Genomic DNA, 15264 nt, shown 5'->3' with positions numbered 1-15264 from the left:
ACTCACCCGAGACGACCACTTCTTCCAACGGTACTCAGACTGGCTCAACACCAATTGACAGCTATAGGAGCATCATTTTCCGGCAAAGTGAACCGAGCGGGCACACGTGAAAACCGGGGGCGTCTGTTTCGGCGACCCCCGGTTTCCAACGCCGCCGGGTTAGCCGCGGAGGCGCTCCATGCCCGGGTCGAAGAGCGGTTCAGCCGTGACCGTGGCGGCGATGCGCTTGCCGAAGTACTCGACCTCCACGGCGTCGCCCTCGGAAACCGAAGCCGGCAGCCAGGCGTAGGCGATCGGCTTGCGAACGGAGTAGCCGTAGGCCGCGCTCGTTACGTAGCCAACAGCCGACCCGTTCACGTACACAGGTTCCTTGCCCAGCACAATGGACGTGCCGTCGTCGACCGTCAGGCACCGCAGCGCGCGGGTAGCCGGCTGCTCCTTGCGTGAAACCAAAGCCTCAGCACCCACAAAGCCCGTCTTGTCCTTGGCAATCGAGAAGCCCAGGCCAGACTCATACGGGTGGTGCTCGGACGTCATATCCGTGCCCCACAGCCGGTAGCCCTTCTCGAGCCTCATGCTGTTGAAGGCGCCACGGCCTGCGGCAACGATGCCGTGCTCCTGGCCGGCCTCAAACAGCAAATCCCACAGCTTCAGCCCATACTCGGCGGTGGTGTACAGCTCCCAGCCGAGCTCGCCCACGTAGGAGAGCCGCATGGCCGTGACAGGAATGCCCCCAACAGAAATTTCCTTGGTCCGGAAGTACTTCAGCCCGTCGTTGGTCAGGTCGTCCGCGCTAACCTTGCCAATCACTTCGCGGGCGAGCGGCCCCCACAGCCCGATGCAGCAGGTACTGCCGGTGATGTCAGTGACGTGCACCCACTGTGCGGGGTCGCCGGCTGACTGCTTCCGTGCCTCCACCTTCAGGTAGTCGAAGTCCACGTTGCTGTTCACGCCGAGCTGGAACTCTTCCTCCGCCAAGCGCGCGACGGTCACGTCACTGCGGATGCCGCCGTCGTGCTCCAGCAGCAGGCAGTACGTCACGGCACCGGGCTTCTTGGCAATGTTGCCCGTGCTGAGCCGGTGCAGCATCGCCTGCGCGCCGGGTCCGGAAACGGCCAGCCGCTTCAGCGGCGTCATGTCGTAAAGGCCGACGGCGGTACGCGTCTTCCACGCCTCGGCCGCCGAGATCGGGGACGAGAACAGGGCGGACCACTCGTCCCGCTCCGGCGTCTGCCACTCCGCCGGCAGCTCCTCGAGCAGGCCGCGGTTGGCCTCGAACCAGTGCGGCCGCTCCCAGCCGGCGGACTCCAGGAAGAACGCCCCCAGCTCCTTCTGCCGGACGTTGAACGGGCTGACGCGCAGGTCCCGCGGGGACTCCCGGGGCTGCAGCGGGTGCATGATGTCGTAGATTTCCACGAAGTTCTGCTGGGACGTCTCGCTGACATACGCGTCGGAGGTCTGCACCTTCTCGAAGCGGGTCAGCTCGCAGCCGTGCAGGTCGGTGCGGGACCGGCCTTCCACCAGCAGCTCGGCCATGGCCTTGGCCACGCCGGCCGAGTGCGTCACCCAGACGGCTTCGGCAACAAAGAGGCCTTTGAGGTCGGGCGCCTCGCCCATCAGCGGGCCGCCGTCGGGGGTGAAGGAGAAGATGCCGTTGAAGCCGTCCTCAATCGCGGAGCTGCGCAGCGCCGGCAGCAGGTCCTGGCTGTCCTCCCACGCTGGCAGGAAGTCTTCCAGGGTGAACTCCAGCCGGGAGGGCATGCGGTGGTCCGACATTTCCTCTGCGGCGACCTTCGGCAGGGCGGACATGTCCACCGGCATGGGGCGGTGGGCGTAGCTGCCGATGCCGATGCGGTTGCCCCATTCGCGGTAGTACAGGTCCTTGTCCTGGTAGCGCAGGATGGGCTTGCTGGCACCCTTGGGAAGCTCGTTGACGCCCTCAAGTTCGGGCAGCGGAGTGCTGACCACGTACTGGTGCGCCAGCGGCAGAAGCGGCACCTCCAGGCCAACCATCTTGCCGAGCTCACGGCCCCAGAAGCCTGCACAGGAGACCACGATGTCTGCCGGGATCAAACCCTCGGACGTTTCCACGCCCGTCACCTTGCCGCCCTCCTGGGCGATCCCGGTGACGGTCGTGTTGCCCTGGTATGTCACGCCGGCCTCGCTGGAGCGCTCGATCAGCAGCTGCACCGCCCTGGCGGCCAGGGCCAGGCCGTCGGTGGGGATGAGCAGGCCGCCGAGGACCTCACGGCCGCCGGTGAGCTTGCCGGTGTTCAGGAGGGGGTAGATCTTTTCGCATTCGTCGGCGTCGACGATCCGGCTTTCGACTCCCCAGGAGGTCATCACGCCCATCTTGCGGTGGAGATCGGCCAGCCGTTCGGGGGTGGTGGCCAGTTCCAGGCCGCCTACCTGGTTGAAGCAGGACTCGCCGTCCTTGCTCAGAGAGAGGAACTTGTTGACCGTGTAGGTGGCGAATTCGGTCATGGTCCGTGACTGGTTGTTCTGGAACACCAGGCCCGGAGCGTGCGACGTGGAGCCGCCGGCAAGTTCCAGCGGGCCCTGTTCAACCACCGTGATGTTGGTCCAGCCGCGGGTGGCGAGTTCGTCGGCAAGGTTGGTTCCGACAATGCCGGCGCCGATAATGACAACGCGTGGTGATGCGCTCATGGGTGTGTTTCTCCTGTTTTGCGTAAGAGGCGTTGGCGTTAGCGGAAGACGACGGTGCGGGTGTTGTTGAGCAGGACCCGGTGCTGGCAGTGCCACCTAACTGCGCGGGACAGTGCCTGGGATTCGGCGTCCCTGCCTACCGTGACCAGTGCGTTCGGGTCCAGGCTGTGGTCCACCCGGAACACTTCCTGCTCGATGATCGGGCCCTCGTCCAGGTCTGCAGTGACGTAGTGCGCGGTGGCTCCGATCAGCTTCACACCGCGGTCATAGGCCTGGTGGTAAGGCTTGGCACCCTTGAACCCGGGCAGGAAAGAGTGGTGGATGTTGATGGCGCGGCCGCGGAGGTCCCGGCTGAGGCCGTCCGAGAGTACCTGCATGTAGCGGGCCAGGACCACCAGGTCTGCCTGGTACTCCTCGACCAGTTCCAGAAGGCGCGCCTCAGCTTCGGGCTTGGTAGCGGCCGTCACCGGGACGTGGATGAACGGCAGGCCGGCGGCTTCCGCCATGGGGCGGAGGTCCTCGTGGTTGGACACCACGACGGCGATCTCCGCACCCAGGCTGCCGGCGCGCCAGCGGAAGATGAGGTCGTTGAGGCAGTGGCCGAACTTCGAGACCATCACCAGCAGGCGCTGGGGGCGGCCGTCGTGGATGGCGAACTCCATGTCGAACTCATCGGCAGTGGCGGCGAACTCCGCGCTGAGGCCTTCCGCGGAAACTTCCTTGTCTCCGGGAGTGAAGGCCGTGCGCAGATAGAGCTTGCCGCTCATGTGGTCGTCGAACTGCTGGTGTTCAACGATGTCGAAGCCGCGGTCAGCGAGGAATGCGGTGATCGCCCGGACGATTCCGGGGCGCTCCGGGCACGCAAGCGTGAGGACGTACTGTGCGGTGCCGGTACTGCGGACGCTGGGGACGGCGCCGGCTTCTGCCGTCGCGTTACCGGTGGGGCGGCCTTCGAGGACTGTGGTCATGGTCTACTCCTGGTTCTTTGCGGGGGATTGGGTGTCAGCGGGGGACGCCGCGCAGGGGCCGCCGTCCGAACAGCGCTGATCACATTCGTGCTTGGTCACGAGGTCGAACTGGACCCCGCCGTGCTGGTCGACGCCGCTGCGGATGGCGCGTTCCACCACTGAGTCAGCCAGCCGCCGTCGGAGGGACAGCGGATCCCGGCGCAGGTCTCTGACCAGGGCGAAGCAGAGCAGCAGCATCACCAACACAAACGGCAGAGCGGCCACAATGGTGATGCGCTGCAGTCCTGCGAGCGCTTCGGAAGGCTTGTCGCCGCCGGCCAGCAGCATTACGGCTGCCACCGCGCCGGTGAGGAGGCCCCAGAAGATGACAAGTCCGCGCTTCGGCTCGGCGGACCCGTTGGAGCTTAGGGAGGACATCACCAGGGATGCCGAGTCGGCGCCGGTGACAAAGAAGATCGCCACCAGGACCATGGCCAGGACGATGACCGCCCCGGTCAGCCAGCCCGGCATTGACAGGTTGTTGACGAGGTCGAACAGTGCCCCGTCGAAATCGATGGACGGTACTCCGTCGGTCATGGTCACCAGCCCGGGCTGGTTCGCCGCGTCTGCTTCCTCCTGGACCTTGAAGGCGCTTCCGCCGAAAATCCCGAACCAGAGGACGCTGACGATGCTGGGAACCAGCAGGACGCCGGTCACGAACTGACGGATGGTGCGGCCGCGGCTGATGCGGGCGATAAACATTCCTACAAAGGGCGTCCAGGATACCCACCAGGCCCAGTAGAAGATGGTCCAGCCGGACAGCCAGGTGCGCAGGGCCTCGTCCCCCACGGCCTCGGTACGCGAGGCCATCCCGGCAAGGTCCTTGGCGTAGTCGCCCACGGCGGCTGGGATGAGGTTGAGGATGAAGAGCGTGGGTCCTGCGATGAAGACGATGAGCGCCAGGACCACTGCCAGGACCATATTGATGTTGGACAGCCACTGGATGCCCCGGCTGATGCCGGACACTGCCGAGGCCACGAAACAGGCGGTGAGGATGGCGACGATGGCCACCAGCACGGGGGTGCCGATTTCACCGACCCAACCGTTCGATGTCAGGCCACTGCCGATCTGGAGGGCACCCAGGCCGAGGGAAGCCGCCGTGCCGAACAGGGTGGCGAAGATCGCGAGGATGTTGATGAACTTCCCCACGGGCCCTTCCACGGTCCTGATGCCGAACAGGGACGTGAATGCCGCGGAGATCAGCTGCCTGCGGCCCAGGCGGTAGGTGCCATAGGCCATGGCGATTCCGACGACGGCGTACATAGCCCAGGGATGCAGGGTCCAGTGGAAGATGGAGGTGGCCATGGCTGTCTGGATGGCCGCGGGAGTCCTGCCGTCCACCGTTCCTGGTGGCGGAGTGATGTAGTGGTAAAGCGGCTCGGCCACGCCGTAGAACATCAGGCCGATGCCCATCCCGGCCGCAAACATCATGGCAATCCATGAAACGGTCCGGAACTCAGGCTTTTCACCGTCCTTGCCCAGCGGGATGTTGCCCCATTTTCCGAGGGCCAGCCACAGGACGAAAACAACAAACAGCGAGGCCAGGACCATAAAGAGCCAGCCGGTGTATTCCATCACCCAGTTGAGGGCGATGGTGGAGGTGGCGGAAAGGCTGTCCCGGCCCAGGAAGCCCCAGGCCACGAAGGCCAGCGCGAGGATTCCGGTGATGCCGAAGGTGGCTTTGTCGAGGGTGAGCTTGCGGTTACGGCGTTCTGCCACAGCCTGTTCGGAGCGGCCCAGGCGGAGCTCCTGCAGGATCTGCTGGGTGTCCTCCGCGTCGTGTGAGTCGTGGGAGGAAGGAGAGCTTTCCGTTGCAGGAGCGGGTTGGGGCTCCTCCAGCTGAATGGGGGGTTGGGCATCCGGACGGATGTCGCTGTTCAAAGCCATGTCAAGTCCTTTGGTTTGAATTCATGGGTTGACGCTCTACTCCGGCGTCCCCAAGCCGGGCGGAAGATCGGGCTTCCTGGCATTCAGTAATCGAGGGTCCTAGGCATCGATCACCAGGTCCGTCTGCGCGGTGGAGCAGCAGGGCAAGAACTTGCCCGAAGAGATTTCCCGTGCCCGGATCCCGCCCTGGTGGTTCATCTCGATCTCCCCGGAAAGCTTGACGACCTTGCAGGAGCCGCACATGCCTTCCTTGCAGTTCGCGCCAATCCTGACGCCCGCACGCTGGGCCACCTCGAGGATGCGCTCGGCGGGGTCAATGCGCACATTGATGCCGGTACGCATGAAGGACATGGTGAGGCTGCCTGATCCCACTGTGTCGAAGCTCGAGGCATCAGTGGAACCGGCTTCCGGCTCCACGCCCGGGCTGTCGACGGAGGGGTCGGCGGTGCGCACCTCCGGGTCGACGATTTCCAGCGGCAGCCCGGAGGCCTGCAGGGTTCCGTCGGCGTCGTAACCAGGTTCGTAGAGCCCGAACGCGGCGGGCTGGCTTTCGTAGTAGTCTTCGGCGGATTCGGCGATCTCCTCGGCGATCTCCTCCGCGAAGTCGGCTGCATGCGCCACCTCGGCCTGGTATTCAAGGAGCGTCTGGCGGTCTCCCGAGAAGAACTCCATGTAGATGGAGGTGTCGTCGACACCGACCCTTTTGAGGAGCTCGGTGGCCGTGTTCAGGTAACCCTCGGGACCGCATGCGTACACCTGGCGGCCGTTGGCATCGGGGGCCACCTCCTCGAGCATTTCCGCCGTCAGCCTTCCGCTGAGCCATTCCCACCCCTCGGGTTTGTTGCGGTCGCCCAGGGAGTAGAAAACCTTGACCCGCGAGTCCACGGAGGCGATGTAGGCCAGCTCCTGGTGGAAGGCATAGCCTCCGGCCTCCGCTCCGTGGTAAAGCACCACGACATCGGCCGTTCCGGGCAGGGAGTGGATGGTCCGCACCATGGACATGATGGGAGTGATGCCTGCGCCGGCGGCAAGCAGGAGATATCGTGCCCGCCGGTCGGCATCGGGCAGGTGGAATGCCCCGACCGGTCCGAGCATCTCAAGAACGGTGCCGGGTTTGACGTTCTGGTGCACCCACGGCGAGACCAGCCCTGTGGGGTCGCGTTTGACGGTGATGCTGAAGGTCCACGGCTCGGTGGGCGAACTGGACAGCGAGTAGCTGCGGTCCACCGGTTCCTGGTCCTCGCCATTCACGGGAAATGCGACGTTCACGTACTGGCCCGCACGGAACGCCAGGGGCGCACCATCGCAGCGGCGGAACACGAAGGTCATCATGCCGCCCACCTCGGGAACGGTCTCGACGCATTCGGCCATGAACTCCTGCGGATGCCATGGGCCCAATGCACGGGCTGCCCGGGCGGGTGTCTCGGCGCTTCCCATCACCCTGTTCCACGGCATCTCAAGACCACGAATACGCTGTGGCTCCTGGATCGCCGTCTCAGTGAGGAGTTCAATCATGCCAAGTGCTCCTGCACACGCTGCACGTACCAGTTGATGAATGCCTCGACCTGGTATTCGCTCTTCATGTAGGGACCGGGCTCGTAGGCCGGGCTGCCGGCACCCTGCTGGCACAGCTCCACGAACGCCTTGTCCTGCAGGTTGGTCTGCTTCCAGGTGTAGGTGAGCTTTTCCAGGTCGTAGTCGACGCCTTCCACTGCGTCGTCAGCCACCAGCCAAGTGGTGCGAACTAGGCTCTGGTGTTCGTTGATGGGGAAGACACCGAACGTGATGACGTGGTCGCCGAGGAAATGGAACCAGCTGTTGGGCTGCAGGTGCATCGAGCAGCGGCCAAGGCGGAAGTCGGGCAAGTCACCGAGCAGCTTTTTGGAAAGCCTGCGCCCGTCGGCGGAGAAAGATTCGCCCTCTCCATCGAGGGATTCACGCGAGATGCGGATTCCCGCGATGCGGGTGTCTAGCTGCTCGACCACTTCGTAGGGAAGGCCGTAGCGGCGGCAACGCTCTTCGAGGGAGGACTGGGCTTCCTTGTTCCGGTCCCACACTTCCTGAAGATGGGGCGGGACCAGTCCCTCCGTCAGTCCCCAGGTGGGGAAGAGGGAGCAGGCGAGCTCAGGGTGGCCGTCGCAGTGGTAGCACTCACGGTTGTTCTCCATGACGAGCTTCCAGTTGCCCTCTTCGATGATGTTCTGCTGGTAGGCGATTTTTGTCTTCGAGAGATCGTGGGGCGCCAGGTAGGGCTCAAAGATTTTTGCGGTTTCGTCGAAGTCCGTCGGCGGTTCATTCGCAATGCAGACGAAGATAAGTCCGGCGACCTCGCGGCCGTGGGCGCGCTTGAGGCCGAAGCAGCTCTTGTCGAACTTCGTTTCCCCGGGAGCGGAGGCATGGATCAGGTTGCCCTCCGGGGAGTAGGTCCAGGAGTGGTAGCCACACACCAGGTTTCCGGTTGATCCGGCAGCTTCGGTCAGAACGCGGGCGCCGCGGTGGCGGCATACGTTGTGCAGGACGTTCACGTCGCCGTCGTCGTTGCGCAGCACAATCAGGGAGTAGGGGCCGTAGTCGACGGTGACGTAGTCGCCCGGCTCCGGCAGTTCGGCTGTGCTGGCGGCAAAGATCCAGTGCTGGCCGAAAATGGCCTCCATGTCGATGTTGAAGATCGAGCGGTCGGTGTAGAAGGGGGCATCGAGGGAGTAGCCGGTGCGCCGGAACGCAAACAACGCGGTGATTTCTGCCAGCTGTTCGGCAGGCAATGATGCAGCGAGTTTTCCGCGTGAATTGAGGGGCACGTTCACTGAAGCTGTCATGGGTTTCCTCCCGGGAGGCATGGGTAGTGGGTGTTGCGTGTTGACCACGGGTAGCGGCGTGGTCGAAGAACTTGTAATGATGAGATTAGGGTCACAAGAGCTGCAAAAAAAGCGCAAAGTTTGGAAGATTACCCTGCACAATAGGTGCATGATTGATGCGCGGCTCATCACACTTCGCGTGTTCGCCCGGTGCGGCACCATAGGCGCGACCGCGGAGCTCACGGGTTATTCTCCGTCTGCCGTGTCAGCGCAACTGCGCGAATTGCAGCGCGTGCTTGGAATGCAGCTGCTGACGAAAGATGGCCGGGGCGTGCGGCTGACCGCCACGGGACGCTTTCTCGTAGCGGGCTCGGATCCCCTCATTGCCCAGTGGGAAAGCCTGCGCGCCGCGGCCATGGAGGCCGGCGATCAGGTGCAGCTTCATTTTGGCCTCGGCGGATTCTCCACTGCAGCCGCACAGTTGCTCGCACCGCTGGCCGCCACCCTGCGTTCAACACGCCCCCTGCTGGAGGTTCAGGTTCTTGAGGCCGACCCGGCCCGCTGCTTCGACTTGTTGATTGCGGAACGAATCGACCTTGCGGTCATAGTCGCCATGCAGTCCGACACTTATGGAGAGGATGATCCGCGCTTCGAGCAGACAGTTCTGCTCGACGATCCACTGGATGTGATCATTCCCGGTGACCATCCGCTGGCATCACGGGAAACAGCGACGCTTGAAGAGCTGGCATCGGAACCCTGGATTACCGCGGGCGCCGGTTCCACCTACCATTCCCTTTTCACCGCGGCGTTCACGGCAATCGGGGTGACACCCCGCATTGCCCATGAGGCCGTTGAATGGGAAACCCATATTGCGTTCGTGGGTGCGGGGCTGGGCGTTGGCCTGCTGCCACGGCTGGCGCCTCTGCAGGGTGCCGAGAACGTGGTTCGGCTACGTATCACCGGTAAGGCGAAACCAACGCGCCGCATTGTCGCCGCGGTGCGCAGGGGAAGCATCGCCTCACCCCTGATCCAGGAGTCGCTCGGCATCCTGCAGGTAAACGCCAATCGGATCCTCTCCGCCCGGCTCGAAGACGATCTTTGAGCGCTGCCGGCGCAGGGCGTCCTGGCGTTCGGCAGCTTCCTAATACTCCGCCTGGACGCTGGCGCATTAGTGGCGGGTGTAGCCCATCTTCGCGCTGACCCGCAGCCCCGCCTGCTTCAGTCCCTCGATGAGCCCCGGCGCCGTTTCGGGATCAAAGCGGAAAGCCGGACCTGAGATACTGATTGCCCCGATGACTGCACCAAGATGGTTGAAGACGGGCACGGCGGCCGCAGTCAGGCCGATTTCGAACTCTTCCCGCACCACCCCGTAGCCGTCACGGGCGACGTCGAGCAGCTGGTTTTCGAGTTCCTTGCGGTTGGTGATGGTCCGCGGAGTCCGTGCCGGCAGCCCGGTCTCCTTCAGGATGCGGTCGCGTTCGTCTGCTGGCAGTGCCGCCAACAGGACTTTTCCGCTGGAGGTAGCGTGCAGTGGTGTCAGGTTGCCCACCCAGTCGTAGGTTGCAAGCGTGGATGGTCCCATGGCCTGGTCCACGTTCACGGCGAAGTTTGAACGCAAGACGGCAAGGTTCACGGTCTCCTTGAATTCCTCCGCGAGGGCCTCCAGAACGGGCCGTGCCTCCCGGACCAGGCTGAGGCGTCCGGGGATGGAGCTGGCCAGCCGAAGGATGCCGAAGCCCAGCTGGTACTTGCCGCGGTCGCTGTTCTGGTGGACCATTTCGCGGCTCACCAGCGAACCCATCAGCCGGGAGACGGTGGACTTGTGGATGCCCATCTCCTCGGCGATGTCGCTTACGCCGGCGTGGCCGTCCCGCGCCAGGATCTCCAGGACAGCGAGGGCCCGGTCCACGGACTGGACGCCACCGTGCTGGCCCGGTTCCGCATCGACGTCGGGTTCGCGTTCACTGTTCGCAGCCATGACTAATACTCTCAAGTAGCCTGCGCAGGGTGGAAATCCGCCACAGGCAGATCAGCGGCTGGATGTCACCGCAGGCGACGAGGCGGAAAGTTCCCCCGGCCCGTCGTCGTGCACGTTCACCAGGAGGTTCCCGCCGTCGCAGTCCCACTGCGTACGGATCCGGCGCTGGGCTAGCCCAGTTCCTCCGCCCGCTCCACAGGGCGTTGCGTTTCAGGCGCGCGCGCAGCTGAACCGCTGATTACCCGGTTCCGTCCGGCAAACAGACCCGTCACGGCGAGAACCGCCATGATGCCTGCGGTGACGAGGAGCGGAAGCGTCCAGCTTCCGCTCGCATCGCGAAGACCACCGAACATGACCGGCCCCACGGCAGCCAGGCCATAGCCGACCGACTGTGCCATGCCTGATAAAGACGCCGCCTGCGGGTAGTTCACGGTCCGGAGGCTAAACAGCGACAGCGCGATGACAATGAGGGTCCCACACCCGACTGCGCCAAGAAGGACCCACAGCAATATGAGGTCCGGCGCAAGCGCCAGCCCGAGAAACGTCACGAACATGACCGCGCCGCTTGTGAAGCAAACGAGCCTTTGGTCTGAACCCCGATGAAGAATTCCCCCTGCCGCAAGGCTGGCGAAGACGCTGATGAGCAGGAAGACGGATAGGTGGATGCCGGCAGTAGCAGCTGGGACCCCGCGACTTTGTTCGATAGTGGGCAGCCATGCCATCAGGACGTAGAAGGCGATCGACTGCAGTCCCATAAAAAACGTCACCTGCCAGCCCAAAGCTGAAGCCCAGGGCGACCAGTAGGAAACCTCCGGCCTTTTGGACGTCATGGTGCCGGACAGGTGCCGGCGCAGCCACGGCAGGAGCACCGCCATGGCGATGAGCGCAAGTCCGACCCAGATACCGAGGGCGAGCCGCCATCCCGCAGGGGACGTTTCTGCCACGGGAACGACGACGGCGGCCCCCATCGCAGCGAAGGCGGCCTGCGTAGCGGTGTAGCTTCCGGTGACCTGGCTGACCCTCTTGGGAAAGTCCCGCTTTACGAGGCTGGGGACTAAAACGTTGAGAAACGCGATGGCCAAGCCAATCATTGCTGTTCCCGCCCACATGAAGCCGGGCCCAGGTGAGGAGCGGAGCACGATCCCCGAGGCGAGGATCAGCAGGGACATCCACAGCGCACGGTCGAGACCCAGGCGGGAGGCGAAACCGGGTGCCACGGGTGAGAAGACCGCGAAAGCAATAAGCGGAAGACCTGTCAGGAGGCCTGCTGCGGCACTGGACAGGCCAAGGTCAACGCTGATGTTCGCGAGTACGGGCCCCACACTGACAAATGACACTCGAAGGTTAACCGCAATGAGCAGAACGCCGATAAAAGCGAAGCCGAACCTGGCGGCGCGGTCCGGCGCGCGGGTGGCAGCGGGCATGCGGGTCACTTCCATCCTTCAGAGGTTTGGAGCCCTCTTGGCGAGGGATTCCGGCAGGATCATCCAGCGGGTTTTCGACAAGCTCGATTACCGGTTTACAGCACCTTGCGGATGGTTTCCTCGAAGCTCGTGACGTGGTGCAGGGCCAGTTCGCCTGCCTTGTCGGCCTCACCGGCCGCTACCGCCTTGAGCAGGTCCACGTGCTCGGTGATGTGGCCGGTGACCGAGGGGACCTTGTCCAGCACTACACACCAGATCCGCGTGGCCAGGTTGTCGTAGCGGATCAGCGTGTCTTCCAGGTGCGGGTTGGCGGCGGCTTTGTAAATCAGCCGGTGCACCATCAGGTCGTAGCGCATCAGGTCGCGGGACTCCCCTGCGCCCGGATCAATGCCGGCAATGGCAGCTGCTACCCGCAGCAGTTCGCGCCGCATGCTCTCGCTCGCCCTGCTGGCGGCGCGGCGGGCGGCGAGGGGCTCCAGCAGCTCCCTGATCTCCGAGACGTCGGCCAGCTCAGTGAAGTCCACGTTGGTGGCGAAGGTCCCCCGGCGCGGATAGGAAATGACCAGATGGTCCACCTCCAGCCGCTTGATCGCCTCGCGGACGGGCGTACGGCTGAAGCCAAGCTCGGCCGCCAACTGTCCATCGTTAATTGGCTCGCCCGGGCGGATCTCCAGCATGATCAGCTTGTCGCGCAGCTGCCGGTAGGCAGCCTCCGCCTGCGACGGCGGCGCTTCCTCCTCCGCCGGGGTCAGGGCAAGAAGTGCGTTCAAGGGGCTGCTCCATTCGTCGACACCCGCTGAGCCCGAACGCGTAGTGTTTCACCGCTTTCGGCCCAGCTATTGACTCTGCTGTGATCCCGATCATACCATTGAGCTCACACTGATATATCAGTTACAAAGCAAATGGTATTTCAAAGGAGCACCCGTGGTTGAGCAGTTGAACGAGCGACTTTCCGTAGTCGATCCCGAGGTCCAGCAGGCCATTGCCCAGGAACTGGTGCGCCAGCAGTCCACCCTGGAAATGATCGCATCCGAGAACTTTGCCCCGTCCGCGGTCATGGAGGCCCAGGGCTCAGTTCTGACCAACAAGTACGCCGAAGGCTACCCGGGCAAGCGCTACTACGGCGGCTGCGAGCATGTTGATGTGGTGGAGCAGCTGGCCATCGACCGGGTCAAGGCCCTGTTCGGCGCAGAATTCGCCAACGTCCAGCCGCACTCCGGTGCACAGGCCAACGCTGCCGCAATGTTCGCCCTGCTGAACCCGGGCGACACCATCATGGGTCTCAGCCTGGCCCACGGAGGCCACCTGACGCACGGCATGAAGATCAACTTCTCCGGCAAGCTTTACAACGTGGTTCCCTACCACGTCAGCGAATCGGACCTCCGTATCGATATGGCCGAAGTCGAAGCGCTGGCTCTCGAACACCGTCCCAAGTTGATCGTTGCCGGCTGGTCCGCCTACTCCCGCCAGCTGGACTTCGCCGAATTCCGGCGCATCGCCGACCTCGTGGACGCCTACCTCATGGTGGACATGGCGCACTTCGCCGGCCTCGTCGCCGCAGGGCTGCACCCCAACCCCGTTCCCTACGCCGATGTGGTCACCACCACCACCCACAAGACCCTTGGCGGCCCGCGCGGCGGCGTAATCCTCGCCAAGGAGCAGTACGCCAAAAAGATCAACAGCGCAGTATTCCCCGGCCAGCAGGGCGGCCCGCTGGAGCACGTCATCGCCGCCAAGGCCGTAGCGTTTAAGCTCGCCGGCAGCCCCGAATTCAAGGAACGCCAGGAACGCGTCCTGCAGGGATCCAAGCTCCTGGCCGAACGGCTCCTCAACGACGACGTTGCCGCAGCAGGAATTTCCGTGGTCAACGGCGGCACCGACGTCCACCTGGTCCTGGTGGACCTCCGCAACTCCGAGCTGGACGGACAGCAGGCCGAAGACGCCCTGCACCGCATCGGCATCACGGTCAACCGCAACGCCGTCCCCTTCGACCCGCGCCCGCCGATGGTCTCCTCCGGCCTCCGGATCGGGACTCCCGCTCTCGCCACCCGTGGATTCGGCGCGGAGGAATTCGCCGAGGTTGCGGACATCATCGCGGCGGCGCTCATCGCCTCTGCGGGCAAGGGCACCGCAGGCACCGGCACCCTGGACGGGGACACCGCCGTCGAACTCCGCGCACGGGTAACGGCCCTGGCCGGCAAGTTCCCCCTCTACCCCCACCTGAACGACGCCGCCGCCATCGGCGCTCTTGAAGCAGACATGATTGGAGCAGCCCAGTGAGCACCGAACAGCTCCCCGAGCACCCAGACTTCCTCTGGCGCAACCCGGAACCCAAGTCCTCCTACGACGCCGTGATCGTGGGCGGCGGCGGGCACGGCCTTGCCACTGCCTACTTCCTGGCCAAGAACCATGGCATGACCAACATCGCCGTCCTGGAAAAAGGCTGGCTGGCCGGCGGCAACATGGCCCGGAACACCACCATCATCCGCTCCAACTACCTCTGGGATGAGAGCGCGGCCATCTATGAGCACGCCCTCAAGCTCTGGGAGATCCTGCCGGAGGAACTCGAGTACGACTTCCTCTTCAGCCAGCGCGGCGTGATGAACCTCGCCCACACCCTGGGCGACGTCCGCGAGAGCATGCGGCGGGTCGGAGCCAACAAGCTCAACGGTGTGGACGCTGAATGGCTTGATCCCAAGCAGGTCAAGGAACTCTGCCCCATCCTGAACATCAGCGACAACATCCGCTACCCCGTCATGGGCGCCACCTATCAGCCGCGCGCAGGCATCGCAAAGCACGACCATGTGGCCTGGGCCTTTGCCCGCAAGTGTGACGAGCTGGGTGTGGACATCATCCAGAACTGCGAAGTCACCGGCTTTGTCAAGGACGGAAACCGTGTGGTGGGCGTCAAAACCAACCAGGGCACCATCAACACCGAAAAGGTGGGCCTCTGCGCTGCCGGGCACAGCTCGGTCCTGGCGGAAATGGCCGGCTTCCGGCTCCCCATCCAGTCCCACCCGCTCCAGGCCCTGGTCTCCGAACTGCACGAGCCCGTCCACCCCACGGTGGTGATGTCCAACCACGTGCACGTCTACGTTTCCCAGGCCCACAAGGGCGAACTGGTGATGGGCGCCGGCGTGGACTCCTACAACGGCTACGGCCAGCGCGGGTCCTTCCACGTGATCGAGCACCAGATGGCGGCCGCCGTCGAGCTCTTCCCGATCTTTGCCCGGGCCCACGTGCTCCGGACCTGGGGCGGCATCGTGGACACCACCCTGGATGCCTCCCCCATTGTGGGTAACACCCCCGTGGAGAACATGTTCGTGAACTGCGGCTGGGGCACCGGCGGCTTCAAGGGCACCCCCGCCGCCGGCATGACCTTCGCACACAATATCGCCACCGGGACCCCGCACAAGCTGAACAAGCCGTTTGCACTGGAACGCTTCGAAACCGGCGCGCTGATCGACGAACACGGCGCCGCGGCCGTGGCCCACTAGCCGCCAGCG

At 64.3% G+C, this 15264-nt stretch carries 11 protein-coding genes; 3 read left to right on the top strand and 8 right to left on the bottom strand.

Annotation, left to right across the window (positions count from 1 at the left end):
* Positions 1-159: 159 nt before the first annotated feature.
* The 5 genes from CXQ88_RS19695 to CXQ88_RS19675 form a co-directional block, all read right to left on the bottom strand.
* On the bottom strand, positions 160-2667 hold the full coding sequence (locus CXQ88_RS19695; protein ID WP_104045808.1) for a GcvT family protein: 2508 nt from the start codon (positions 2665-2667) through the stop codon (positions 160-162).
* Positions 2668-2705: 38 nt separating this feature from the next.
* The gene (purU, locus tag CXQ88_RS19690) at positions 2706-3635 is read right to left on the bottom strand and encodes a formyltetrahydrofolate deformylase (protein WP_104045807.1); all 930 of its coding nucleotides are present in this window, start codon (positions 3633-3635) and stop codon (positions 2706-2708) included.
* A 3-nt stretch (positions 3636-3638) separates the two neighbouring features.
* Entirely contained in the window at positions 3639-5561 is a 1923-nt protein-coding gene (locus CXQ88_RS19685) for a BCCT family transporter (protein ID WP_104045806.1), read from the bottom strand.
* A 99-nt stretch (positions 5562-5660) separates the two neighbouring features.
* Positions 5661-7076, bottom strand: coding sequence for a ferredoxin reductase (locus tag CXQ88_RS19680; RefSeq protein ID WP_104045805.1), 1416 nt, complete (start codon positions 7074-7076; stop codon positions 5661-5663).
* Entirely contained in the window at positions 7073-8377 is a 1305-nt protein-coding gene (locus tag CXQ88_RS19675) for an aromatic ring-hydroxylating oxygenase subunit alpha (protein ID WP_104045804.1), read from the bottom strand. Before CXQ88_RS19675 ends, CXQ88_RS19680 begins: the two co-directional genes overlap by 4 nt.
* A gap of 148 nt (positions 8378-8525) precedes the next feature.
* Here CXQ88_RS19675 and CXQ88_RS19670 point away from each other — a divergent pair, with 148 nt between their 5' ends.
* Positions 8526-9458 carry a LysR family transcriptional regulator gene (locus tag CXQ88_RS19670; protein WP_104045803.1) on the top strand — a complete coding sequence of 311 codons (933 nt, stop codon included), beginning with the start codon at positions 8526-8528 and terminating at the stop codon, positions 9456-9458.
* A 66-nt stretch (positions 9459-9524) separates the two neighbouring features.
* Here CXQ88_RS19670 and CXQ88_RS19665 read toward each other — a convergent pair whose 3' ends face one another.
* The 3 genes from CXQ88_RS19665 to CXQ88_RS19655 all read right to left on the bottom strand — a co-directional run bounded on the left by CXQ88_RS19665 (position 9525) and on the right by CXQ88_RS19655 (position 12528).
* Positions 9525-10334, bottom strand: a complete 810-nt coding sequence (locus CXQ88_RS19665; protein ID WP_104045802.1) for an IclR family transcriptional regulator — start codon at positions 10332-10334, stop codon at positions 9525-9527.
* Positions 10335-10504: 170 nt separating this feature from the next.
* Positions 10505-11758 carry an MFS transporter gene (locus tag CXQ88_RS19660; RefSeq protein ID WP_104045801.1) on the bottom strand — a complete coding sequence of 418 codons (1254 nt, stop codon included), beginning with the start codon at positions 11756-11758 and terminating at the stop codon, positions 10505-10507.
* 95 nt (positions 11759-11853) lie between these two features.
* A complete protein-coding gene (locus CXQ88_RS19655; RefSeq protein WP_104045800.1) occupies positions 11854-12528 on the bottom strand; it encodes a GntR family transcriptional regulator in 675 nt (224 codons plus the stop codon).
* A 154-nt stretch (positions 12529-12682) separates the two neighbouring features.
* Here CXQ88_RS19655 and glyA point away from each other — a divergent pair, with 154 nt between their 5' ends.
* Positions 12683-14038 (top strand): serine hydroxymethyltransferase, encoded by a 1356-nt coding sequence (gene glyA / locus CXQ88_RS19650; protein ID WP_104045799.1) that lies wholly within the window; start codon positions 12683-12685, stop codon positions 14036-14038.
* On the top strand, positions 14035-15255 hold the full coding sequence (locus tag CXQ88_RS19645) for a sarcosine oxidase subunit beta family protein (RefSeq protein ID WP_104045798.1): 1221 nt from the start codon (positions 14035-14037) through the stop codon (positions 15253-15255). The genes glyA and CXQ88_RS19645 overlap by 4 nt, the downstream gene beginning before the upstream one ends.
* The last annotated feature ends 9 nt before the right edge of the window (positions 15256-15264 follow it).

The organism is Arthrobacter sp. ZGTC412, assembly GCF_002929215.1.
In the GTDB taxonomy this organism is placed as follows: Bacteria; Actinomycetota; Actinomycetes; order Actinomycetales; family Micrococcaceae; genus Arthrobacter.
The sequence above is the reverse complement of the archived record's forward strand: the minus strand, read 5'-3'. Positions and strand labels throughout refer to the sequence as shown.

Bases quoted from the DNA above. Each gene is read 5' to 3' on its own strand.
- CXQ88_RS19695 (WP_104045808.1), bottom strand. From the start codon at position 2,667: ATGAGCGCATCACCACGCGTTGTCATTATCGGCGCCGGCATTGTCGGA.
- purU (WP_104045807.1), bottom strand. From the start codon at position 3,635: ATGACCACAGTCCTCGAAGGCCGCCCCACCGGTAACGCGACGGCAGAA.
- CXQ88_RS19685 (WP_104045806.1), bottom strand. From the start codon at position 5,561: ATGGCTTTGAACAGCGACATCCGTCCGGATGCCCAACCCCCCATTCAG.
- CXQ88_RS19680 (WP_104045805.1), bottom strand. From the start codon at position 7,076: ATGATTGAACTCCTCACTGAGACGGCGATCCAGGAGCCACAGCGTATT.
- CXQ88_RS19675 (WP_104045804.1), bottom strand. From the start codon at position 8,377: ATGACAGCTTCAGTGAACGTGCCCCTCAATTCACGCGGAAAACTCGCT.
- CXQ88_RS19670 (WP_104045803.1), top strand. From the start codon at position 8,526: ATGATTGATGCGCGGCTCATCACACTTCGCGTGTTCGCCCGGTGCGGC.
- CXQ88_RS19665 (WP_104045802.1), bottom strand. From the start codon at position 10,334: ATGGCTGCGAACAGTGAACGCGAACCCGACGTCGATGCGGAACCGGGC.
- CXQ88_RS19660 (WP_104045801.1), bottom strand. From the start codon at position 11,758: ATGCCCGCTGCCACCCGCGCGCCGGACCGCGCCGCCAGGTTCGGCTTC.